Here is a 22,208-nt window from a genome sequence, read left to right as displayed (position 1 = left end):
GACCCTCGACTCTTAGACGCTGTTGCTAGACGCTCTGTCCGATCAGCGCTTGGGCATCATGCCTTCAAAGATGTCCACGTTCTTGTCGTAGCTGTCGAGCACTTCGACGTCCAGACCGAGCGAGTGGAGTTCCTTGACCAGCACTTTGAAGGACTCGGGAATGGTGCTGCCCGACACTTCTTCGCCTTTCACGATGCTCTGGTAGGCGGCGTCGCGTCCGTCGATGTCGTCGGACTTGATGGTCAGCATTTCTTGGAGGGTGTGCGCCGCGCCGTAAGCTTCCAGCGCCCACACTTCCATTTCCCCGAACCGCTGTCCGCCGAACTGCGCCTTGCCGCCCAACGGTTGCTGGGTAATCAGGCTGTAGGGGCCAGTGGAGCGGGCGTGCAACTTGTCTTCAACCATGTGGTACAGCTTCATGACGTACATGGTGCCGACCACTACGGGGCCGCTGATCGCTTCGCCGCTGCGTCCGTCGTACAAGACGCTCTTGCCGGTGCGGGCCAGTTGCATCTGTGCGGCGTCGTAATCGCCGTTGGGCGAATCGATGACACCCGTTTTGCCCGCACGGTCTAGCACTTTCTGCTCGCGGGAATCCAGCTCGAAGCCGTCATCCTTGCGGACTTGCAGGCGTTCGGCAGAAGCCACTTCCAGCATTTCCTTGATGGTCGCTTCGGTCACCGAGTCGAACACGGGCGTTTCAAACTTCTGGCCGGTCAGACGGGCGACTTCTCCGAGGTGGGTTTCCAAAATCTGGCCGAGGTTCATGCGCGAAGGCACGCCGAGCGGGTTGAACACCAAGTCGACGGGCGTGCCGTCTTCGAGGTAGGGCATGTCTTCGGGGGGCAGAATCTTGGAGACCACGCCCTTGTTTCCGTGACGGTTGGCGACCTTATCCCCCACCTGCAACTGACGTTTCTGGGCCACGTACACGCGCACCATCTCGCGCACACCCGGCTTCAGGTCGACGCCTTCGTCGCCCCGGCGGAAGCGCACGGTCTTGACGACGATGCCGCCCTGACCGGACTGCACGCGCAGCGAGGTGTCTTTCACTTCGCGGGCCTTCTCACCGAAGATGGAGCGCAGGAGGCGTTCTTCGGGGGTAGGCTCGGATTCACCCTTGAAGGAGGTCTTGCCCACCAGAATGTCGCCGGGTTTGACTTCAGCTCCCACACGCACAATGCCGTCTTCGTCAAGGTCGCGCAGGGCAGCCTCAGACAGTCCGGGAATGTCGCGGGTGATCTTCTCTGGCCCCAGCTTGGTGTCGCGGGCTTCGATTTCGTCTTTCTCGATGTGAACCGAGGTGTAGAAATCCTTGCGGATCAGGCCTTCGTTGATGCAGATGGCGTCTTCGAAGTTGAAGCCGTCGAAGGGCATGATGGCGATGGTGATGTTCTGGCCCAGCGCGAGGCGGCCCAAATCGGAGGCGGGGCCGTCGGCGATGACCTGTCCGGCCTTCACTTCGTCGCCCGTATCTACGATGGGGTGCTGATCGAGGTTGGTGCCTTGGTTGGAGCGGGTAAAGCGCACCAGTTCGAAGGTACGGACGTTGCCCTTCACCATTCCGGCGGTGGCCGAGTCTTCGCTGAGCGTGACCTGAATCACGCGGGCGTCCACGTAGCTCACGCGGCCCGTCACGTCGCTGACCACGCTGGTTCCGGAGTCGGTGACCACGCGGGTTTCGACGCCCGTGCCTACGGCGGGGCTATCGGCACGCACGAGTGGCACGGCCTGAGACTGCATGTTCGATCCCATGAGGGCGCGGTTGGCGTCATCGTGCTCTAGGAAAGGAATCAGCGAGGTGTTGATGGACACGATCTGCTTGGGCGAAACGTCCATGTAATCGACGTCTTCGTGCTCGTAGTAGGTCGGATCGCCTTTCTTACGCGCCAGCACACGCTCTTCGGCAAAGGTGCCGTCGGTGTTCAGCGCGGTGTTGGCCTGCGCGATCACGTAGCGGTCTTCGATGTCGGCGGTCATGTAGATCACTTCGTCGCTGACGACGCCGTGATTCACCTTGCGGTAAGGAGCCTGAATAAAGCCGAGGCTGTTCACTTTGGCGTAGCTGGAGAGCGAAGAAATCAGGCCGATGTTCGCGCCTTCCGGCGTTTCGATCGGGCAGATGCGCCCGTAGTGCGTGCGGTGAACGTCGCGGACGTCGAAGCCTGCACGTTCACGGGTCAACCCGCCTGGCCCCAGCGCGGAAATACGGCGCTTGTGGCGCAAATCGGAGAGGGGATTGGTCTGATCCTTAAACTGGCTCAGCTGGCTGCGTCCGAAGAACTCGCGCATGGCGGCCACGATGGGACGGTTGTTGACGAGCTTGGTGGGGGTCGCGGCGTCGGGGTTGCCGAGCAGCATCCGCTCACGCACGCCACGCGCCATCCGGCCCATGCCCACGCGCAGTTGGTCGGCCAGCAGTTCGCCCACCGTCCGCACCCGGCGGTTGCCGAGGTGATCGATGTCGTCTTCGGCTACAGGCACTTCCAGAGCGCCTTCCTCGATCTTGACGGTCTCTAGGCCCTGCTGAAGTGCCAGCAGATAACGGATGGTATCCACCAGTCCGGCGTCGCTGAACTTGCCGTCCACGAAGGTCAGCAAGGTGCGCTCAGGACGGTTGACGCCCAATTTGGTGTTCATCTTGAAGCGGCCCGGTTCGCCCAAATCGTAGCGGCGGGGGTCGGCCAAGAGGCCGTAGAGGTACTGAATGGCCTTGTCGCGCTTCGGTGGATCGCCGGGACGCAGCACGGTAAACAGGCGCAGCATGGCTTCGTCGGAACCCATGCCCGCGCTCTTGTCTTCAGGCAACTCTAGGTTGGGGTCAAATTCGGTAAACAAAGCTTTCAGGCTGGCGTCGTCGTAGCCCAGCACCCGCAGCAGCATGGCCACGGGGAATTTGCGCTTGTTGACCTTCATTTCCAGCACGCCGCCGTTGGATTCGAGTTCGATCCACGGGCCACGCTTGGGCATCGGAATAATCGCGCCCGTGTACATCTTCTTGATGCCCTTGTAGGAGCTGGTGAAGTACACGCCGGGGCTGCGGTGAATCTGCGAAATGACCACGCGGTCTGCACCGTTGATGACGAACGAGCCGTCAGCGGTCATCAGGGGCAGGTCACCGAGGAACACTTGGTCTTCTTTGATCAGGCCGCTGTCTTTATGGATCAGTTGCAGCTTGGCGTACATCGGGGCCTGATAGGTCAAATCTTTTTCGCGGCACTCTTCAGGCGTGTAGGGCACGTCTCCGAGGCGGTATTCCAAGAAATCTAGAACGAGGCCCGTGCTGCGGCCTTTTTCGGTTTCGTCGATGGGGAACACTTCGCGAAACGCGCTTTGCAGGCCCACATTGTCGCGGGCGTCCGGTGCGCGGTCTGCTTGCAGGAACGCCTCAAAAGAGTTCCTCTGCACTTCGGTGAGATCAGGAAGCGGGATCACTTCGGTGATCTCACCAAAGCGTTCGATGCGGGGCTTCTTACCAATAAAACTCATGCACACCTCGCGGGGCACCCTGATGGGAACATTGCACTCTTCCGGGGCAGAGAACAGCGCAAACGGGACAGCAACCTTTGGCTTTTACTCGCTCGCGGTTGCGTCCCAAACAATCTAATTAGTTGTGCGGTGCTGACTCGTACAGTCCAGCCGGTGTTGACGCCGTGCTGATTGGCACATCACTCCCGTCCAACCCATCATGGTCGGCCACAGAAGAATATAGGGGGTTTTGGGGCGGGTGTCAAGGGGTGAGTGCGAGGGAAGGATGGTCTGAAGAAGGACAATCGCTGGCGCTCACTCACCCCCCTCTGCTGGCGCAGCTCTGCGAGTCCCAGCCTCCCCCTCAAGGGTAAGGAGCTAAACCCCAGATATCTTGCCCTTGCCGTTTGCCCTCGCCCCTTGCGGGAGAGGGGCGCTCCGCTAGGAGCGGGGTGAGGGGGCAATTCCGCCGCGATCCCGCCTCAGCCCCCAACACAACTGACTCACCCGCCTTCTGTAGAGTAGAGCCATGAATGTCGGTTCCATCTTCAACCAAGCGCCGTGGCTGTTTACGGTGTTCTACGCGCTCAATATCTTGTTCCTCATTCACGCCATCGCCACCCGGCGCGGCGTCATTTGGATTGCCGTGCTGGGGTTCAGCCTGTTCGTCGGTGGATTTCTGGGGCCACTGATCTACTTTTTCTTAGAGTTTCTGCCCACTTTGCGTGGCGGGCGACGGGCAGCTACGAATGTGCTGCAAAGCGGCCTAGAGGCGATCAAACCACTGGATACCCGCATTCGGGAAGCGCAGGAGGAATTGGCAGAAAGCGATACGCTGGCCCACCGCGCCGATTTGGCCGGGTTGCTGGCCCGTGCAGGCCGCCCCGACGAAGCGCAGGCCACGCTGAATCCGCTGCTGGTGGGCATCTACGCCGACGATCCGGTGGTGCTGCTGACCAGCGCCGAACTGGATTTGGCACGCGGCAACCCAGCCGACGCCGAGGCCCGCCTGACCCGCGTTGACCTGCGAACAAGTGCTGCCACACGCACCCGCACCCTCACGTTGCTGGCTCAAGCGCAGGAGAAACAGGGCAAGGTGACCGAAGCCGACGCCACCTATATACAGGCGATGGTAGCCGCCACCACCGAGGAACCCCGCACCCGCTACGCCACCTTGTTGGTCGCCCAAGGCCGACGCGAAGAAGCCGCAGAACTGCTGGAGGCTCTCGCCAAAACAGAGCGCCGCGCCACCAACCTCTACAAGCGTCAGGAGCGCGAATGGTTTGCCTTGGCCGCCGAGCTACGGCGGAATTTGAAGTGATTTTGGCCGCGCCGCAATACATCTCTTCATTTCCCACTGAGAACGACTCTCGTTGGAAGGTGAGACGAGTTGAGAGTGGTCAGACCATCTGGGAATATATTTTGTCGCCTGATTTAGCGCAGAATTCGGCGCAATTGGCTTTGGACGGTCTTTTTCTGACCGTTTGTCCTACAAACTCCATCATTGCTACCAATCAATGTGAAGTTCTACGCCTTGATCCATTTACAGGCAAAATGCAGACCAGCTACACGGGCCAACTCTGGAAGGCAACCAAGGACTACGCGCTTATTTTTAATGACAGTTCTAAGACCTTCGCGGCACTTGATTACTTCAGATTCGATGCACAAGTCATCTTGCGGGCCAAAGTGATGACGGCCAGCGGTAGCCTCAGCTCTCGCCAAAAGTGCGGTGGATTTGACGTTTTGGGCGCACGATTCGATGAAGGCGTAGTTTCTCTGACTTGGAGGGACGTCTGCGGATTAGGGCAGACTTCTTTCACGGCTAAATAGCATTGCCAACCATTTGAAATACGCTCAGCGACAACGCAAAATCCCCCGGCCTTTCAGCTGGGGGATCAACATTTAAAATGTCAGAGGGTGTTGGGGATTACCAGCGGTCGTCGCGGCGAGGGCGGTCGCTGAACGCAGGTGCAGGAGCAGCCTTCGTGACAACGATGTTCTTGGCCTGGGGGCCTTTTCCGCGCTGGCCTTCTTCCACTTCAAACTCCACTTCGTCGCCTTCGTTCAGCTTCTTGAAGCCGCTGCTCTGGATCGCGCTGAAGTGTGCAAACACGTCGGGGCTGCCGGGTGTTTCGATGAAGCCAAAGCCTTTCTCTGCGTTAAACCATTTCACTTTACCTGTAGCCATCTTGATACTCTCCTTGCTGCTTCCAGCATTCTCAACCCAGCGGTGTCGGGCTTGCCAAGAACTTTTCCTGACCTGCCGTCTCAAAAGACACACCGGAGTAGAACTCGTGAAGAATAGTGTGCCCTTTGGCCGCAAAACGTATCTTGTATTACATTGAGATGCATAGGCTAGGCGGCTTACGCTGAAGGAAGACAGCAATTCAAGCAGCTTTGAACAGAACTGCTCCTATCCCACTGCTTACACACGCCATCGGCCACACGCTACACAAATAGGAACCCCCAACCACTTGGGCTGGGGGCCGCACTCCCGGTACTGCTTTTAAAGCTGGTACTGCTAGAACAAGTTTAGAAGATTACTTGAGTTCAACGCGTGCGCCAGCTGCTTCGAGCTGGGCCTTGATCTTCTCGGCTTCTTCCTTGGGCAGGCCTTCTTTCAGTGCGCCGCCCTTCTCGCTCATGTCCTTCGCTTCCTTCAGGCCGAGGCCCGTGATGGCGCGGATTTCCTTGATGACGTTGATCTTGCTGGAACCGGCGTCGATCAGGATGACGTCGAATTCGGTCTTCTCTTCGACCACTGCGGCGGCGGTGGCGGGGCCACTGGAAGCCACAGCTGCGGTAACGCCCCAAGTTTCCTTCAGGCCGTCGATCAGGTCGGCGAGTTCCATGATGGTGAGGGTGCCCAGTTGGTCGATAAGTGCCTGTTTGTCGTATGCCATGATGTCTTCCTCCGAATGTTGGTTTTGGTGGTGAGTGTTAAGCGGGTGCAGAAGCTGGGGTCAAGACGCGCCGGAGCGGTCTTAAACAGTGGCTTCGGGGGCGCTGTCGTCTGGTGCGGCGTCGGCGCTCAAGACTTCGGCGCTGACAGCTTCGGTGTCGGCAACAGCTGAGCTGGTGTCCACAGGAGCGCCCGCGCCCTCTTCGAGCTTGGCCTTGTAGGCTTCCAGAATTCCGACGAAGCTCGACAGGTGGCTGGACAGCACACCCACGAACTCGGACTGAAGGCTCTGCTTGCTGCCGAGGCTGGCAAGGCGTTCGATGACTTTCACATCGACGCGGTTGCCTTCCACGAGGCCGCCTTTCATGGCGGGAATGCCTTTGTCGTTGGCTTTGGCGGCGTCGCTGAGGGTCTTGGCGACTCCAGCGGGGTCTTCATGGGCCAGAACGAGGGCACTGGGGCCTTTCAGGGCGTCGGCAAAATCACGGCCACCATCCTGAAGGGCGATGTTGATCAGGGTGTTCTTGGCAACGATGAGCTGCCCACCCTTTTCGCGGATGTCTTTACGCAGTTTGCTCAGTTGCCCTGCGGTCAGGCCTTGGTAATCGACGACGTAAAACGTGTCGACGCCCGAAAGGCTGCCCCGAAGGCTGCTGAGGTTCTGCTGGTTTTTTTCGTTCGCCACGCGGTGAACCTCCTTTGTGTCGAACAAGTCCGGGTGCGGTAACTGCGCCCTGACAACTCGGCGGGATGTTTAAACTTGGCAAGAGTCCCCGCTGTCACGGAAGCCGGTCTAACGGTGATGCTGTTAAAAGGTGCAGAACGCACCGGGGTGCTGAAGTCAGCGGGGGCAGAGGCCAGAGCCTAAACCCCCGAAAAAATTACGCCGTGGTGAGCGAGAGGGGAATGCTCGGCCCCATCGTGCTGGTCATAAAGGCGCTGCGAACAAACACGCCCTTAGCGCTACCGGGTTTGGCTGCTTCGACGGCCTGAATCAGGGCCGCGTAGTTGGCGGTCAGATTGGCAGGATCGAAGCTGGCCTTGCCGATAGGCGCGTGAACCACGCCCGTCTTGTCGTTACGGAACTCGATGCGTCCGGCTTTCAGGCCGCGCACCATGCCCGTCACGTCAGGGCCGACCGTACCGCTCTTGGGGTTGGGCAAGAGACCACGAGGCCCCAGCAACCGCGCAAGCTTCTGGCCGACTTGGGCCATCATGTCGGGGGTGGCAACAACGGAGTCGAACTCCATGAAGCCGCCCGCAATGCGCTCGATCAGGTCTTCGCTGCCGACGACATCTGCGCCAGCGGCTTCGGCCAACGCCACATTTTCACCCTTGGTGATTACGGCCACGCGCACGGTGCGGCCCGTACCGTGAGGCAAGGCAACCGTACCGCGAACGTTCTGGTCGCTCTTGCGGGGATCGATGCCGAGGCGGAAGTGGATTTCTACCGTTTCGTCGAACTTCGCGGTGGCGATGTCCTTGACGAGTGCGGCGGCTTCGTCGATGGTGTACTGCTTGTTGCGGTCAACCTTTTCGGTCAACGCGCGGTACCGCTTACCGTGCTTAGGCATTCGGGGCCCCCTCGATGGTCACGCCCATAGAGCGTGCCGTGCCTGCCACGGTGTACGCGGCGGCCTCGATGCTGCCTGCGTTCAGGTCGGGCATCTTGGTTTTGGCGATTTCCAGCACCTGATCCCAGTTCAACTTGCCGACTTTGGCTTTGTTGGGGGTAGGGCTGCCCTTGCTCAGACCTGCAGCCTTGCGGATCAGGTAGCTCATGGGAGGGGTTTTGGTAATAAACGTGAAGGAGCGGTCTGCGTAGATCGTGATCTCGACGGGGATGATCGCGTCACCCTTGTCGGCGGTCAGCGCATTGAACGCCTTCGTAAATTCCATGATGTTCGCGCCGTACTGACCGAGCGCGGGGCCGACGGGCGGGGCGGGTGTCGCCTTGCCTGCCGGGAGTTGGAGTTTCACCATTCCGGTAATTTTCTTCATGTCTTGCCTCCTTAGCTCCCCCAGAACGCACCAAAAGGTGGCGGTGGGGTGCTGACGCTAAGTTCTGCCTGCCCGGTTGAGGGCTTCACTCTGAAAGTGAATTGACAGCAACTTTTTGATTTTACCGCCCGTTGCCCCTGTTTGCCTAGTCCCCAGTGGAAAGACAACTGTGGGGCAACACGGCTTTACTTGCTGACTTGTGCGAAATCGAGTTCGACAGGCGTTTCGCGGCCAAAGATGCTGACCAGCACCTTGACCTTGGCCTGCGGAGCGTTGACTTCGCTAATGATGCCGCTGAAGTCGGCAAAAGGCCCGCCCGTAACCCGAACCAAATCGCCGGGTTTGAGGCTGACCTTGATGCGCGGGGCTTCTTCGACGACGGGCTGGGCGGCCACGCCCACCGAGGCCAGCAGACGCTGAACCTCATCGTGAGAGAGGGGCACAGGGCGCGTAGCGGTGCCGACGAAGCCGGTCACGCCGTTGGTGCCGCGCACCACTTCCCACGATTCACCCAGTTCGCCGGGTGCGTCATCGTCTTCTACATCCATCTGCACGAACACGTAGCCCGGAAACAGCTTGCGCTTGACGGTTTCTTTCTTGCCGCCTTCACGCAGTTCTACGGCTTCCTCGCTGGGCTGCAACACCTGAAAAATCTTGGTGTAGTACATGCCCAGTTTCTTGGCCCGGTCCATCAGTTGGTCTTGCACGCGGTCTTCCTGACCCACGTAGGTATGCACGGCGTACCATTCAATACTCATGTCAGCCGCCTTATGGGAGGAGCGCACGAACGGCGGTGCCGAACACACGGTCCATGAAAAACACGATCAGGGTGAGTGCCACAACGAAGATCAGCACGGCCTGCGTGCCTTCCAGCACTTGCTGGCGGGTGGGCCACGTCACGCGGGACAATTCCGCGCGGGCGTCCCGGAAGTACTGAATCAAGTTCATGCGTTCACCTGCGCCTAGAAGAAAGAAAGCCGAACGGGTGGAGTCGCCTGACCGAGACTACGGGCAAGGCGGCCCCAGCAGATCAGACTTTCTTCTCCTTGAAGACGACGTGCTTTTTGGCAACGGGGTCGTACTTACGCAGTTCCAATTTGGTCTGCGTGGTGCGGCGGTTTTTGGTGGTCGTGTAGTAAAAGCCTGTTCCAGCGGTGCTTTCCATCTTCACGATAATACGGGGGCCGTCTTTCGCCATGTTCAAACTCCTTTCGCGGGGGGAAGCGCACGCGCCCCAAACCCTGCTCCCAGCGCTCCGCTGCTGCGGGTAAACCGGTGGGCTGCCTGCCAGTTGGTCAGGTGCCCGGTGATTGCGCTGGTAAAGAACCCGCCTTTTGGCGGGCAACATTCCAAGTATAGAGATCCGGGGGGCAAGTGTCTAGGGTTGGGTCACGTTTTGGGGGATGAGGGGATTGGCGTTTGTGGGCGAACCCCCCCATTGCTCCGCAACGCCCCCCCTTAGAGGTGGAGACAACAGCTGTTGCGCTCCCCTTAAGGGGGGCTGGCTGCGAAGCAGACTGGGGGGTTTACACGCGACTTAACTCATACCCGCAGCGCCGCCCAAGCCGCCTGCACCGCCGCCCCGCGTTCCACGTTCACGCCGAGGCCCGCAAAGCATTCTTCCAAGATTCCGGCAATCGCTAGTGCGTCGTAGCGGTCTGCATAGCCCATCGTGGACACGCGGAACACGGTGTCTTCGTGCGGAGCCTGACCGGGCAGGGCGCGTTGCCCCATTTCGGCAAGGCGGGCGGAGACTTGGCGGCCCGTGATTCCGGCGGGCGGGGTCAGAACAGCGACGGCGGGGCTGGTACGGGCGGCCCAAGCAGGCGCACCCAGCGCGGTTCCGGCGGCGATCAGGGCGTCGGCTTGACGGCGTTTTTCGGCCCACAGCACGTCCAGCGGCACGCACAACAGGCGCTCCAGCGAAAGCGAAAGCGCATAAATCAGGTTGATGGCGGGCGTTTGGGGCGTGCTGCCCGCCTTTTGCCCAGTCAGTTCACGGTGCATATCGAGGTAAAACCCACGCGGCGTGTTCTTGATCAGGCGGCTCTGGACTTCGGGGGAAAACAGCACGAAGCCGAGGCCGGGGGGCGTGGCGGTGCCCTTCTGGCTGCCCGACACGATCACGTCTACGCCCCACGCCGCCGGGCGTAACTCTGCCACGCCGTAGCTGGTAATGCAGTCGGCGATGATGATCAGGTCAGGGTTCCCCGCGCGGGCCGCCTGCGAAATCGCCGCCAGATCGTGCAGCGCCCCGGTGCTGGTTTCGCTGTGGGTGATCAAGAGGGTGTGGGCATCTTTGGCGGCGTCGGCCACTTCCTGCGGGTCAAGAACTTCGCCCCAAGGTTTCGCCACAATCTGCGCGTCGTAGCCCAAGCGTCCAGCCATTTCGCCCCAGCGTTCGCTGAATTTTCCGGCCTGCGCGTTCACGACTTTGGCCCCTTCTGGAACGAGGCTGACGAGTGCGCCCTCAAAGGCTCCGGTGCCGCTGCTGGTGGTGATCACGGCGTCGTAGGGATCGCCCAGCAGTTGGGTCAGTTTGGCGCGGGCTTCCATCAATTTTTCTATGCCTGCCGTCGTCCGGTGGTGCATCTGAGGCTGGGCCAATTCCAGCAGCACGCGGGGGTCTACCTCGACTGGGCCGGGCGCGATCAGGCGTTCCCGGTTGAGGGGGATGTAGGCGGGCAAACCGGGGCGGGCGGCGGTATCGGTCATAAGATCATCGTAACGGCCCCGGCGCGGCAGCGGGGTAGCCTGCCTGTATGGGCGCAAAATCGGCGGCGGGCAGCACGGGCAGAATCGTGATCATCGGCGGCGTGGCAGCGGGCATGAGTGCGGCCAGCCGCGCCAAACGCTTCGATCCGGCGGCGGAAGTGGTGGTCTTCGAACGCGGCGAATACATCAGCTACGGCGCGTGCGGCCTGCCGTATGTCATCGGCGGCGAGGTAGACGACTTTGACGACTTGATCGCCCGGACGCCCGAACGGATGCGCGGCCAAGGCATCGGCATTCGCACCGGGCATGAGGTGACGGGCGTAGATGCGAAAGCTGGAACCGTGACCGTGCTAGACCGCGCCGCCGGACGCACCACCACCGAACCTTTTGACCGCCTGCTGATCGCCACCGGAGTCCGCGCCGTGCGCCCCGACTGGGCACAGACCAAGTTGGGCGGCGTCCATGTATTACGCGATATTCCAGACGGACAGGCGATAGAAGCCAGTTTGCAGGGAAAGGACGGCAAAGCGCCCAAACGCGCCTGCATCGTGGGCGGCGGCTATATCGGGCTGGAGATGGCCGAGGCCCTGCACGCACGCGGCCTGAGTGTGGTGTTGCTGGAAAAGGGGCCGGAAGTGGCGGGGCGAATGCTGGACACGCAGTTGCAACGCCGCGTGCGGGCAGAGTTGGAAGCCAAAGGCGTGGATGTGCGCTGCGGTACGGCAGTGGAGGGCCTGACCGGAGAAGGGCACGTGACGGGTGTGCAGACCTCGAAGGGATTGGTGCGGGCCGATCTGGTGATCGTGGCAGTCGGCGTGAAACCCAATACGGAACTGGCAAAAGCGGCAGGCGCACGACTCGGCAAAACGGGCGCGGTGGCCGTCAACATTCGGCAGGAAACCAGCGTTCCGGGCATCTACGCGGCGGGCGACAACACCGAGAGCCTGCACCGGGTCACGCGGCGTAAGGTGCATATTCCGCTGGGCCTGACCGCCAACCGCATGGGCCGCGTGGCAGGCGTGAATATGGCGGGCGGCGACGCTACTTTTCCCGGCATCGTGGGCACCGCCATTTTCAAGGTGTTCGAGCTTGGCGCGGCCCGCACGGGTCTGACACAAAGCGAAGCTGACTCACTGGGATTGAACGCCATGAGCGTGGATGTAGACAGCACCGACCACGCCGGGTATTACGGCGATTCACGCCCGATTCATGTGCGCCTGACCGCCGAAATGGGTACGGGAAGGCTGCTGGGCGTGCAACTGGTCAGCCCGCGCCACATCAGCGTGAAGCGGGTGGACGTGGTGGCCGCCCTGCTGCACCGCCGCAGCACCGTTCAGCATCTCTTCGATACTGACCTTGCCTATGCCCCGCCCTTTTCTGGCGTGTGGGACGTGCTGCTGGTGGCCGCCGACAAACTGAACCGCAAGATCAAAACGGCTTAGATTCAGCCCTCAACCCATAAGCGCCCGCTCAAGAACACTGTGCTTCACACCCAGCATTAACATTCCTGACATTTCGCGTTTAGAATTGGGTGCTTCAAGCCAAACTCACTGTTGTTTTCCAAGGACGCTATGAAACGAACCCTGTTGACCCTCACCTTGCTGGCGGGCCTCGTGGCCTGCACGCCCGACCCCACACCCCTTCCAGAACCCACCCCTACACCCACGCCCAACGGCACCGCGCCCATCGTGGCCCTGACCATCAACGGCGTCGGCACGCAGGTACTTGGGAGCAGCCTGACCGTGCTGGGCGGTAACCTGAACGCGCAAGACACATCGGCGCTGACCTTCACGCTGGACTCTGTTCAAACCTTTACAGCCACCGTGAACGGGCAAGATACGCGCCACTTTCACGCGGCTTACCGGGTGGGCAACGTGGGCAGTGCGCCGCTAGCCTTCGTGCCCGTGAGCCTGTTGGACGATGCCAAAGTGGACGAAATGGGCAGCCCCCTGACCGAAGGCAATACGCCCTACACGCTGATTCGTCTGTTCAACGGCACGTCTGCGCCTGCTTACGCCTCATCGCTGATGCTGGGGCAACCCAAAACGTTTAATGCCGCCACAGGAGTCGTAGAGAACGTGACGACTCCCGGCGCAAGCGTGTATAACGACGTTTCTCTGACCACCACAGGGGCGAAAAGTCCGGCGGGCACACTGGCAGGCTATCCGGCGGGCACATTCTCAGCGGGCCAGTACACCGGGAAGGCCTTTATCACGCAGGGCACGGGCGCGACTCGGCCCCTGAATGTGGGCCTGACCCTCAACCGCACTGCCCACCCCGGCGCTGAACCCTTTTCGGTCACGCTGCTGCTGACGGCCATCGAATCTGCACCGACCAGCGCCACACCACTCAATCTGCCTACCCGGAGCCAGCAATGATGCCCAACAAGATGTACCGCAAACGCCTAATTCTCGCTGGCCTCTTGGCCCTGACCGCCTGCGGCCAACCCAGCGTGCAGACTCCCAACGCCAGCCAACCCGGTGCTACTCAGCCGGGCCGCGCCGCGCCCACCAACCTCGGCACCTACGAACTCCGGGTCACGGACGCTACCTCCGCCACGCCCACCATCAGCGTGCAGGCCGTGCAAAGCCTTCAGCCGCAGGCCACCGCCGTCAACGATCTGCTGTACACGCCGCTCTCGGCGGGCACGCTGACCGATGAGGCGAACCGGGTGCGCTACCTGCGGGCTTCATTCCGGGTCAAAAACACCGGAACCGCCACGCTGACGGCCCCCACCTTCGTGCCTGTAGACACGGCGGGCGGCGACGCGACCAATACGGCCACCGTCTCCTCTACCCCATTTAAGGACGTGAAGCGGTTCGACGGTTCCCCCGTGTCCGACGCGCGCGCCGCCGCCCTGAAACCCGATACGGGCCGTGAACTGACCTACGTGGGCGGCATGCCCACCTTTGCGCCTGACCCCAAAGCGACGCCGCTGGTGACCGGGCTGAATACAGGTGACTTGGCCGTGACCCTGCCCGCTGGCCTGCAAGTGGCGGGCGTGGCGCATCAGGGTTGGCAGAGTGCGGCGACCCTCGCGCCCGGAGCCGAAACAGTGGTGACCTTCGCCACCCAGATTCTGATGGCCGCCACCGCCGCCGAAGACCCCCACGCCTTCAGTCTGGTGTTCAGCGCCACCGACAATCCCGGCAGCATCTCTCTGAACAACATTGGAGCCGTGCAGGGCAGCACCCCCAGCGGCAACGCCCCTAGCCCGCTGACCGGAGCCGTGACCGTAGAAGGCGTGGTGACCAGCAACTTGGTGGCCGGAACCTTGCGCGGCTTTTTTGTGCAGGAAGAAGGCATAGACGCCGACAACGACGCCCAAACCAGCGACGGCGTGTTCATCTTCTGCGGTTCTACGGGCGGCAATTGCCCCACCCTGACCACCGGAGACCGCGTGCGCGTGACCGGAGCCGTGAGCGAGTTCGTGACCGCCACGCAGATCAGCCCCGCCAATGCTGCCGCCGTAGCTGTACTCGCCAGTGGAACAGCCCTGCCCGCACCCCAGACCCTCACTTTGCCTCTCCCCTTCTCGGAGCGCGAACGCTTCGAGGGCATGCTGGTCACCGTCAGCGGCACCGTGACCAACAATTTCACGCTGGGACGCGGCGGCAGCTTCGATCTGGCCGACGAGCGCCTATATACCTTCAGCCAGATCAACGCGCCCAGCGTGGCCGGACTGGCAGCATTCAATGCCAACTTGCCCAACCGCTTTATTCGGATCGACGACGGCACACGGGCACAAAACCCTAACCCGCTGATTTTTGGACGCGGCAACCAACCCCTCAGCGCGGCCAATACCCTGCGCGGCGGAGACAAAGCCACCACTACGGGCGTGCTGACCTACAGCAACGATGGCTGGACGGGCAGCGGCAGTCTGGATACCTACCGCATTCACACCACCGCCGCCAGCACCACCATTACTGCCACCAACCCGCGCCAACCCGTGCCCGAAGCGGTGGGCGGCAGCCTGCGCGTGGGCAGCATGAACGTACTGAACTACTTCACCACGCTGCTGACCACCAATACGGGCTGCACTCCCAACGGCACGGGCAGCACGGCACGCGGGGCCAACAACTGCGACGAATTCCTGCGCCAGCGGGCCAAAACCGTGGATTCTATCCGCAAGCTGAACCCAGACGTGTTGGGCATTCTGGAAATGCAGAACGATTACGCCAAAGGTGCGAACAGCAGCCTCGCCAATCTGGTGAATGCGCTGAACGACCCGGCCACGGGCGGCACGGCGGGTACTTACGCTTACATCAATTCGGCGGCCAACATCGGCACCGACGCGATTACCGTTGCCATGATCTACAAGCCCGCCGCCGTAACTCCGGTAGGCAATCTGGCGATTCTGGACAGCACCTTTGACCCGGCCTATATCGACACCTGCAACCGCCCCACGCTGGCGCAGACCTTCCAGAGCAACGCGAACGGCGGGCGCTTCACGGCGGCGATGGCTCACCTGAAAAGCAAAGGCAGCGCGTGTGCGGGCGACACCGATCAGTTGGACGGTCAGGGGGCCAGCAATGCCACGCGCCTTGCCGCCGCTGACGTGATGACCAAGTGGCTGGAAACCAACCCGACTGGTGTGGCCGAGGCAGACCGCATCCTGTTGGGCGACTTGAACGCCTACCGGATGGAAGACCCGATCATGCGCCTGATGCGCGGGGCCGACAACACGGCGGGCAACACCGACGATCTAGTCAGCGTGTTTGGCCCCGAAAGCTACTCGTACCAGTTCGATGGCACGTGGGGCAGCCTCGATCATGCCATCGTGAGCCAGAGCCTGAACACGCAATTGACGGGCAAGACCAAGTGGCACATCAACGCCGACGAACCCGTGATTCTGGACTACAACACGGAATTTAAAGCCGCCGAGCAGCAGGCGTCCTTCTTCGCACCCGACGCCTTCCGCAGCAGCGACCATGACCCCGTGCTGGTGGGCCTGAACCTCACGGCAGACGCGCCCATTTCCACGCCGATTGCCAGCCTGACCCTGACGCCAGAACTGGGCAACGCCACCGTGACGGTAGGCGGCGCAGCCGTGACCCAGAGCTTTACGGCCAGCAACGTGAACGCCAGCGGCCCCATTACCCTGAGCGTAACGCCCACCAACGGCGCACCGGCCATCGTGAGCGTGCCCGCCACCGTTGCCAGCGGTGCAGCCTTCAATGCCACCGTTTCGGCCCCCGCTGGCACGGCCCCCGGCAGCTACCAGTACACCATCACCGCCCGCGACGGCGCACTCAGCGACAGCAGCACCCTCAACGTGACCGTGAACCCCGCAGCGGCAGTGGCAGGCGGCGCACTCGTGATTCGGCAGGTCTACGGCGGCGGCGGCAACAGCGGCGCTCCGTTCATCAGTGACTTTATCGAACTGTTCAACCGCAGCAAGCAGCCTGTGAGCACGGCGGGCATGAGCGTTCAGTACGCTTCGGCGGCAGGCACGTTCGCTGCAACGGCCACCGCTTCCATCGCCCTGCCCACCTTCACCGTGCAGCCCGGCCAATCCTTCCTGATCCGCATGTCGGACGGCACAGGCCCAGCGGCGGCCCTGCCCACGCCCGACGCCAACTTCACGGGTACGGGCGTAGCGATGTCGGGTACCAACGGCAAAGTTGCGCTGGTGGCCGACGCCGTAGCGATTACTGGCTTGGCTGACCCTGACGTGCTGGACTTCGTGGGCTACGGCAGCGCCAACGCCTTTGAGGGCGCTGCTGCGGCTCCGGCCCTGAGTAACACCACAGCCGCCACCCGCGCCGGAAACGGCTGCACCGACGCCAACAACAACGCCAGCGACTTCACGGCAGCGGCTCCTACGCCCCGCAACAGCGCAAGTCCGGTCACGCCCTGCCCCTGAGTTGAATGGTGAACCCCCCCGTTGCTTTGCAACGCCCCCCCTCAAGGGGAGGACAAAGGCTGTTGCGCTCCCCTTGAGGGGGGCTGGCTGCGAAGCAGACTGGGGGGTTTGCCCGAATCGTCAACGCTAAATCTTTGCCACTCGGCAATTCTTGAACGTTGCTCAGGCTTACAGGGATCAATAAGATTGAGCTTCACCCACCGCCGCACGCCCTCGCCGGATGCGGCGGTTTTCTGTGCCTCCACCCGCCAAGTGCGCTAGCGTCTGCCCATGACCAAGCCCGTAACCCTCATCACCGGCGCAACTGGCGGCATCGGTGCAGCCCTTGCCCGCGCTCTGGCTGGCGCACACGATCTGATTTTGGTAGGACGCGACCCGGCCAAACTGCAAACATTGCAGGCAGAAGTGGGCGGCGAAACGTTGGCCCTCGATCTGACCCGTCCCGAAACATTTGCCGAAGCAGTAGCCGGACTGGGCCGCGTGACCAACGTCATTCACAACGCCGGAGTGGTGGAGTTGGGCGCGGTGGCCGAGCAGCATCACGCGGTGTGGACGCATACCCTGACCGTGAACGTGGTGGCCCCCGCTGAACTGACCCGGCTGTTGTTGCCGCGTGTGCGGGCAGAGCGCGGCACGGTTCTGTTCGTGAACAGCGGCGCGGGCCTGCGGGCCAATGCAGAGTGGGCCAGCTACGCCGCCAGCAAGCACGCCCTGAAAGCTTTGGCCGACGCCCTGCGCGACGAGGAAGCACCGCATGGGGTACGGGTGACCAGCCTCTATCCGGGACGCACCGCCACCGAAATGCAGCGCAAAGTACGCGGGCAGGAAGGCGCAACGTATGACCCCGTCGCCTTCGTACAGGCCGAAACGGTGGCCGAAGCCATACGCAACGTACTGAACTTGCCGCGTGATGCCACCATCCCCGACCTGAGCATTCGTCCGGGGCCGCGTTGACTCCGGTACGCGCCGTTCTGTTCGATCTGGACGGCACTCTGCATGACCGAAATGCCACCGTACAAGGCTGGCTGAGCGGGCATATGGAACGGTTTGGGCTGCCCGCCGGGTATGCAGAACGGTTTACCGAGTTGGATGATTATGGGTATAGGCCCAAGCGGGAAGTCTTCCCAATTTTGATAGGGGAATTTGGCTTGCTGCACGACTCCGACAGCTTACTGGACGATTACCAATCCCAGCTTCTGGCTGCTCCTCATCTGATGGCCCACGCGCTTGATGTCCTGACCAGATTGAACGCGAACAGCATTCAAACCGGAATCGTTACCAACGGATTGACGGGCTGGACAGGCGCACAAGCTCTATGCATAGAACGCTTGGGCCTCACCCCGTTGTTTGACACCGTACTGAACAGCGTAAATATCGGATTCAGCAAACCCGACCCGCGCATTTACACACTAGCGCTAGAACGATTGGGGGTGTCGGCGGCGGAAACGTGGTTTGTAGGCGACTCGCCTAAAAATGACGTGTGGGGGCCACAGCAAGTGGGAATGCGGGCGGCCTTCCTGCCCACCGGACATGCGCTGAGCGGGGAAACGCCAGATGCCGTGCTGAATGATTTGCGGGACGTGTTGCAGTTGGAAGGGCTGGCTGTTCCGGCATAGGAAACGGCCCAACTGCTGAAAGGCAGAAAGGCCGTCAAATGTAGGAGTTTAGGCACACGCAACCGGGGCGCGAGAGGGCTGTCAGAACCGCCGCCAAGCCCATCAGCCCGAACCCATCAGCAAAGTGCCTACCGCTGCTATGACCGCAGCAACGTCACTCGGCTTGATTGGCTTGCGCGGGCGTTTTGGTGTAACCTTACGTTGTTTAGGCATAAGGAAATCACCTCCTTTTCTGAAGCGCCTGGATCGCAACTCCGGGCGCTTTCACGTCCGTGCTGTTCCCGCTCTTGCCCCGGTTGTCATGCGCCGCGTCCCTTGCAGGACAGCGTGAGTGTCACAATTTGCTGAACAGGCGTTCTATTCCTCTCCCCGCCCACCCGCGCTAGCATGATCGCCGTCATGTCCGCTTTTCCCCTGCCGCCCACCGATTTGCCGATTGCCGAAGTGATTCCAGCGGTGCGGGCGGCGCTGCAAGATCAGGGGTTGGTGGTGGTGCAGGCTCCTCCCGGCGCGGGCAAAAGCACGGCGCTGCCGCTGGCACTTTTGCACGAACCTTGGCTGGCGGGCCAAACCATCGTGATGCTTCAGCCCCGGCGGGTGGCGGCGCGGGCGGTGGCGTCCCGCATGGCCGAAACGTTGGGCGAAGAAGTCGGCCAGAGCGTGGGCTACCGCGTGCGCTTCGAGTCGCGGGTGTCGGCGGCCACGCGCATAGAAGTCGTGACCGAGGGCATTCTGACCCGCCGCTTGCAGCGCGATCCTGAACTGGCGGGCGTGGGATTGGTCATTCTGGACGAATTCCACGAACGCAGCCTGAACGCTGATTTGGCGCTGGCCCTGCTGCGGGAAGTGCAGGGAGCCTTGCGCGACGACCTGCGCGTGCTGGTCATGAGCGCCACCCTGAACGCCGACTTGCCCGCCCGCCTGAATGCCCCGCTGATCGAGAGCGCGGGGCGGGCTTACCCGGTGGAGATGCGCTACCTCAGTGCCGACCCGGTTGGGCGGGTAGAAGACGCGGTGAGGCGGGCCGTGCGCTCGGCGCTAGAGGCCGACCCCGGCGACATTCTGGCCTTCTTACCGGGCGTGCGTGAGATTCGCGGGGCGGCGGGCCAACTGGCCGACTTGGAAGCGGCGGGAATCGCAATTTTGCCCCTGTATGGTGACTTGCCCCTTGCGGCGCAACGGCGGGCCTTGTTGCCTGACCCAGATGGACGGCGCAAAGTCGTTCTGGCGACCTCTATTGCCGAAACCAGCCTGACCATCGCGGGCGTGCGGGTGGTCATCGACGGCGGGCAAAGCCGCACCCAGCGCTTCGATCCGGCATCGGGGCTGTCGCGCATGGTCACGGGCCGGGTCACGCGGGACAGTGCCACGCAGCGTGCAGGACGGGCCGGACGCACCGCACCGGGGGTGGCCTACCGCCTCTGGAGCGAGCGCACGCATGCCCTGTTGCCCGCCGCCAGCCTGCCGGAAGTGCTGGAAGCCGACCTCGCCCCGCTGACGCTGGAATTGGCGCAGTGGGGCACGCCCGACCCAGCCACGTTGAATTGGCTGGACGTGCCGCCCGCCCCCCGCGTGGCCCTCGCCCGCACGTTGCTGCACGATCTGGACGCGCTGGACAAGGCTGGACGGGTGACGGCAGCGGGGGCAAGATTGTTGGACTTCCCGACGCATCCCCGCTTGGCGCACCTGCTGAATGGGGCTGAAGATGGCGCACTGGCCGCCGATGTAGCCGCCCTGCTGGAAGAACGCGACCCCTTGCCCCCCGGTTCTGGGGCCGACTTGACAGAACGGGTGGCAGCACTGCGGGCGTGGCGACGCGGCGAGCGCACGGCGGCAGACGTAGCCGTGCTGGAGCGAGTAGAACGCTTATCAAAACAGTGGCGCACGCTGCTGAAAGTCCGGCCCGATTCCAGTTCCCCGGACGGCTACGACGTGGGCGCGTTGGTGGCGCTGGCCTACCCCGAACGGGCGGCGCTGGCCCGTGAAGACGGACGCGGGCGCTTTTTGCTGGCAGGTGGGCAAGGCGCGGCGCTTCCTGAAGGCGACCCGTTGGCCGGGGCTTCAGCGTTGGCGGTGGCCCATTTGGACGCCACACCCGGCGCAGCACCCAAATATTCCGGCAGTGCAGAAGGCCGGATATTTCTGGCCGCCCCATTAGACCGCGCCGCGCTGGAAGCCCGCGCCGAGGCTGCCGATGTGGTGCGCTGGGACTCGCGCACGGGCACGCTGCTGGCCGAACGGCAACAGCGGGTAGGCGCGTTGGTGCTGGGCAGCCAACCTCTGCGTGACCTACCTGCCGGGGCGCGGGCCGGGGCACTGACCGGAGCCATCCGCGCCGAGGGGCTGCATCTGCTGAACTTCTCACCGGAAGCCGCGCAACTTCGCACCCGTGTGGAATCGGTGCGGCACTGGCGGCCTGATGACAGCTGGCCCGATCTATCTGATAAGGCGCTGCTGAACACGCTAGAAACGTGGCTTAGCCCGCATCTCGGAAGTGCCCGCAGCCGCGAGGATTTGGGGCGCATTCACCTGCTGCCCGCGCTGCAAGCCCTCTTGCCTTGGCCGCTGCCCGCGCAACTGGACGAATTGGCCCCCACGCACCTAAGCGTGCCCACCGGAAGCCGCATCCGGCTGGAATACCGCCCTAGCGACGCGCCGATTTTGGCGGTGAAGTTGCAAGAATTGTTTGGGCTGGCCGAAACGCCCACCGTGAATGGGGGCCGGACGCCCGTGCTGCTGCATCTGCTGTCGCCCGCCGGACGCCCCGTGCAGGTCACGCAGGATTTGCGTTCGTTCTGGAATTCCAGCTATTTCGAGGTTCGCAAGGACTTACGGGGCCGCTATCCCAAGCACCCTTGGCCCGAAGATCCTTGGACGCACGCGCCGATGAAAGGCATCAAAAAACGGGGCGTGTAGGTGCGGGTCTGGGCCTCCATCGCCGCCGCCCTCTACGGCCCAGTCGCGTGGCGGCGGGCGGCAGATTTGGCGAGCCGAATCGCGCCGCACATTTCAGGCGGGCAGGTGTGCGACTTGGGCGCAGGCTCCGGCCACACCGCCGCGCTGCTGAGGCTCTGGCACGGCTTTCATGTCACATTGTTGGATGTGCCGCCCCACCCCGGCGCGTTCGGGCAACGCTGGATCGCCCAACCGATTGCCGCGCTGCTGGCGCAAAAGTACAGCCTGCCGCGCCACAGCTATGACGGCCACTCCGTCCCTTTCCCCGATGACAGCTTCGACACCGTGCTGCTGGCCTTCGTGCTGCACCATTGCCCTGACCCGGAGCGGGTCTTGCGTGAAGCTGTGCGCGTGTCGCGGAGGCGCGTGCTGGTGCTGGAAGACACGGGCAGCCAATCACATTGGGCCGACGCCCTGATGAATCTGGAATGGAATCACCCGCAGCAGGAGCACACGCGGGCGGAGTGGCTGGCCCTGTTTGCGGCGTGTGGCTTAAGCGTGCAGCACGAGCAAGACTGGACTTCTCACTATGGGGTGCGGGTGGCGCATACGCTGTTTGTGCTGGAAAAAGGGGATGGCGGGAGAAGGTGAACCCCCCCGTTGCTGACGCAATGCCCCCCCTTGAGGGGAGGACAACTGCGCTTTTGCGCTCCCCTCAAGGGGGGCTGGCTGTACAGCAGACTGG

Annotated in this window: 18 protein-coding genes and 1 pseudogene; 9 read left to right on the top strand and 10 right to left on the bottom strand. The window is 62.4% G+C overall.

Annotated features, from left to right (window positions below):
* Positions 1 to 42 precede the first annotated feature (42 nt).
* Entirely contained in the window at positions 43 to 3,489 is a 3,447-nt protein-coding gene (locus E7T06_RS03345) for a DNA-directed RNA polymerase subunit beta (protein ID WP_136364433.1), read from the bottom strand.
* Positions 3,490 to 3,997: 508 nt separating this feature from the next.
* On the opposite strand from E7T06_RS03345, the gene E7T06_RS03340 reads away from it, so the two are divergent.
* Together E7T06_RS03340 and E7T06_RS03335 are read left to right on the top strand one after the other, a co-directional pair.
* Positions 3,998 to 4,789 carry a tetratricopeptide repeat protein gene (locus E7T06_RS03340; RefSeq protein ID WP_136364432.1) on the top strand — a complete coding sequence of 264 codons (792 nt, stop codon included), beginning with the start codon at positions 3,998 to 4,000 and terminating at the stop codon, positions 4,787 to 4,789.
* Positions 4,786 to 5,298: a hypothetical protein gene (locus E7T06_RS03335; RefSeq protein WP_168733346.1), complete on the top strand. Its 513-nt coding sequence runs from the start codon at positions 4,786 to 4,788 to the stop codon at positions 5,296 to 5,298. Before E7T06_RS03340 ends, E7T06_RS03335 begins: the two co-directional genes overlap by 4 nt.
* 97 nt (positions 5,299 to 5,395) lie before the next feature.
* Here E7T06_RS03335 and E7T06_RS03330 read toward each other — a convergent pair whose 3' ends face one another.
* The 9 genes and pseudogenes from E7T06_RS03330 to E7T06_RS03290 form a co-directional block, all read right to left on the bottom strand.
* The gene (locus E7T06_RS03330; protein WP_019012057.1) at positions 5,396 to 5,656 is read right to left on the bottom strand and encodes a cold-shock protein; all 261 of its coding nucleotides are present in this window, start codon (positions 5,654 to 5,656) and stop codon (positions 5,396 to 5,398) included.
* 352 nt (positions 5,657 to 6,008) lie between these two features.
* A complete protein-coding gene (gene rplL, locus E7T06_RS03325) occupies positions 6,009 to 6,371 on the bottom strand; it encodes a 50S ribosomal protein L7/L12 (RefSeq protein ID WP_136364430.1) in 363 nt (120 codons plus the stop codon).
* Between the two features lie 192 nt (positions 6,372 to 6,563).
* A pseudogene (gene rplJ / locus E7T06_RS03320) lies at positions 6,564 to 7,055 on the bottom strand (50S ribosomal protein L10); the annotation flags it as partial.
* Positions 7,056 to 7,251: 196 nt separating this feature from the next.
* A complete protein-coding gene (gene rplA, locus E7T06_RS03315) occupies positions 7,252 to 7,944 on the bottom strand; it encodes a 50S ribosomal protein L1 (protein ID WP_136364428.1) in 693 nt (230 codons plus the stop codon).
* Positions 7,937 to 8,371: a 50S ribosomal protein L11 gene (rplK, locus tag E7T06_RS03310; RefSeq protein ID WP_136364427.1), complete on the bottom strand. Its 435-nt coding sequence runs from the start codon at positions 8,369 to 8,371 to the stop codon at positions 7,937 to 7,939. The genes rplA and rplK overlap by 8 nt, the downstream gene beginning before the upstream one ends.
* Positions 8,372 to 8,556: 185 nt before the next feature.
* A complete protein-coding gene (nusG, locus tag E7T06_RS03305) occupies positions 8,557 to 9,129 on the bottom strand; it encodes a transcription termination/antitermination protein NusG (protein ID WP_136364426.1) in 573 nt (190 codons plus the stop codon).
* A gap of 10 nt (positions 9,130 to 9,139) precedes the next feature.
* A complete protein-coding gene (gene secE, locus E7T06_RS03300) occupies positions 9,140 to 9,319 on the bottom strand; it encodes a preprotein translocase subunit SecE (RefSeq protein WP_136364425.1) in 180 nt (59 codons plus the stop codon).
* An 82-nt stretch (positions 9,320 to 9,401) separates the two neighbouring features.
* Positions 9,402 to 9,569 carry a 50S ribosomal protein L33 gene (gene rpmG / locus E7T06_RS03295; protein ID WP_019012050.1) on the bottom strand — a complete coding sequence of 56 codons (168 nt, stop codon included), beginning with the start codon at positions 9,567 to 9,569 and terminating at the stop codon, positions 9,402 to 9,404.
* A gap of 344 nt (positions 9,570 to 9,913) precedes the next feature.
* On the bottom strand, positions 9,914 to 11,086 hold the full coding sequence (locus E7T06_RS03290) for an aminotransferase class V-fold PLP-dependent enzyme (RefSeq protein WP_136364424.1): 1,173 nt from the start codon (positions 11,084 to 11,086) through the stop codon (positions 9,914 to 9,916).
* A gap of 47 nt (positions 11,087 to 11,133) precedes the next feature.
* On the opposite strand from E7T06_RS03290, the gene E7T06_RS03285 reads away from it, so the two are divergent.
* From E7T06_RS03285 to E7T06_RS03255, 7 genes are all read left to right on the top strand, one after another.
* Positions 11,134 to 12,528, top strand: a complete 1,395-nt coding sequence (locus E7T06_RS03285) for an FAD-dependent oxidoreductase (protein WP_136364423.1) — start codon at positions 11,134 to 11,136, stop codon at positions 12,526 to 12,528.
* 129 nt (positions 12,529 to 12,657) lie between these two features.
* Complete coding sequence (locus E7T06_RS03280; protein ID WP_136364422.1) at positions 12,658 to 13,464, top strand: hypothetical protein; 807 nt, start codon at positions 12,658 to 12,660, stop codon at positions 13,462 to 13,464.
* Positions 13,461 to 16,952, top strand: a complete 3,492-nt coding sequence (locus tag E7T06_RS03275; protein WP_240740822.1) for an ExeM/NucH family extracellular endonuclease — start codon at positions 13,461 to 13,463, stop codon at positions 16,950 to 16,952. The genes E7T06_RS03280 and E7T06_RS03275 overlap by 4 nt, the downstream gene beginning before the upstream one ends.
* Before the next feature lie 270 nt (positions 16,953 to 17,222).
* On the top strand, positions 17,223 to 17,906 hold the full coding sequence (locus E7T06_RS03270; RefSeq protein ID WP_136364421.1) for an SDR family oxidoreductase: 684 nt from the start codon (positions 17,223 to 17,225) through the stop codon (positions 17,904 to 17,906).
* Positions 17,903 to 18,568, top strand: coding sequence for an HAD family hydrolase (locus E7T06_RS03265; RefSeq protein ID WP_136364420.1), 666 nt, complete (start codon positions 17,903 to 17,905; stop codon positions 18,566 to 18,568). Before E7T06_RS03270 ends, E7T06_RS03265 begins: the two co-directional genes overlap by 4 nt.
* Before the next feature lie 399 nt (positions 18,569 to 18,967).
* Positions 18,968 to 21,484, top strand: coding sequence for an ATP-dependent helicase HrpB (gene hrpB, locus E7T06_RS03260; RefSeq protein WP_136364419.1), 2,517 nt, complete (start codon positions 18,968 to 18,970; stop codon positions 21,482 to 21,484).
* Positions 21,485 to 22,114 (top strand): class I SAM-dependent methyltransferase, encoded by a 630-nt coding sequence (locus E7T06_RS03255; protein WP_136364418.1) that lies wholly within the window; start codon positions 21,485 to 21,487, stop codon positions 22,112 to 22,114.
* Positions 22,115 to 22,208 lie beyond the last annotated feature (94 nt).

The organism is Deinococcus sp. Arct2-2 (assembly GCF_004801315.1).
Classification (GTDB): domain Bacteria; phylum Deinococcota; class Deinococci; order Deinococcales; family Deinococcaceae; genus Deinococcus.
Note: the sequence above shows the minus strand (reverse complement) of the source record. Positions and strands in the feature narration are given on the sequence as shown.

Excerpts from the sequence above, each read along its gene's own strand:
- E7T06_RS03290 (WP_136364424.1), bottom strand. The coding sequence starts at position 11,086 with ATGACCGATACCGCCGCCCGCCCCGGTTTGCCCGCCTACATCCCCCTC.
- E7T06_RS03275 (WP_240740822.1), top strand. The coding sequence starts at position 13,461 with ATGATGCCCAACAAGATGTACCGCAAACGCCTAATTCTCGCTGGCCTC.
- E7T06_RS03340 (WP_136364432.1), top strand. The coding sequence starts at position 3,998 with ATGAATGTCGGTTCCATCTTCAACCAAGCGCCGTGGCTGTTTACGGTG.
- rplA (WP_136364428.1), bottom strand. The coding sequence starts at position 7,944 with ATGCCTAAGCACGGTAAGCGGTACCGCGCGTTGACCGAAAAGGTTGAC.
- E7T06_RS03285 (WP_136364423.1), top strand. The coding sequence starts at position 11,134 with ATGGGCGCAAAATCGGCGGCGGGCAGCACGGGCAGAATCGTGATCATC.
- secE (WP_136364425.1), bottom strand. The coding sequence starts at position 9,319 with ATGAACTTGATTCAGTACTTCCGGGACGCCCGCGCGGAATTGTCCCGC.
- rplK (WP_136364427.1), bottom strand. The coding sequence starts at position 8,371 with ATGAAGAAAATTACCGGAATGGTGAAACTCCAACTCCCGGCAGGCAAG.
- rplL (WP_136364430.1), bottom strand. The coding sequence starts at position 6,371 with ATGGCATACGACAAACAGGCACTTATCGACCAACTGGGCACCCTCACC.
- nusG (WP_136364426.1), bottom strand. The coding sequence starts at position 9,129 with ATGAGTATTGAATGGTACGCCGTGCATACCTACGTGGGTCAGGAAGAC.
- E7T06_RS03345 (WP_136364433.1), bottom strand. The coding sequence starts at position 3,489 with ATGAGTTTTATTGGTAAGAAGCCCCGCATCGAACGCTTTGGTGAGATC.
- rpmG (WP_019012050.1), bottom strand. The coding sequence starts at position 9,569 with ATGGCGAAAGACGGCCCCCGTATTATCGTGAAGATGGAAAGCACCGCT.
- E7T06_RS03270 (WP_136364421.1), top strand. The coding sequence starts at position 17,223 with ATGACCAAGCCCGTAACCCTCATCACCGGCGCAACTGGCGGCATCGGT.
- E7T06_RS03280 (WP_136364422.1), top strand. The coding sequence starts at position 12,658 with ATGAAACGAACCCTGTTGACCCTCACCTTGCTGGCGGGCCTCGTGGCC.
- hrpB (WP_136364419.1), top strand. The coding sequence starts at position 18,968 with ATGTCCGCTTTTCCCCTGCCGCCCACCGATTTGCCGATTGCCGAAGTG.
- E7T06_RS03330 (WP_019012057.1), bottom strand. The coding sequence starts at position 5,656 with ATGGCTACAGGTAAAGTGAAATGGTTTAACGCAGAGAAAGGCTTTGGC.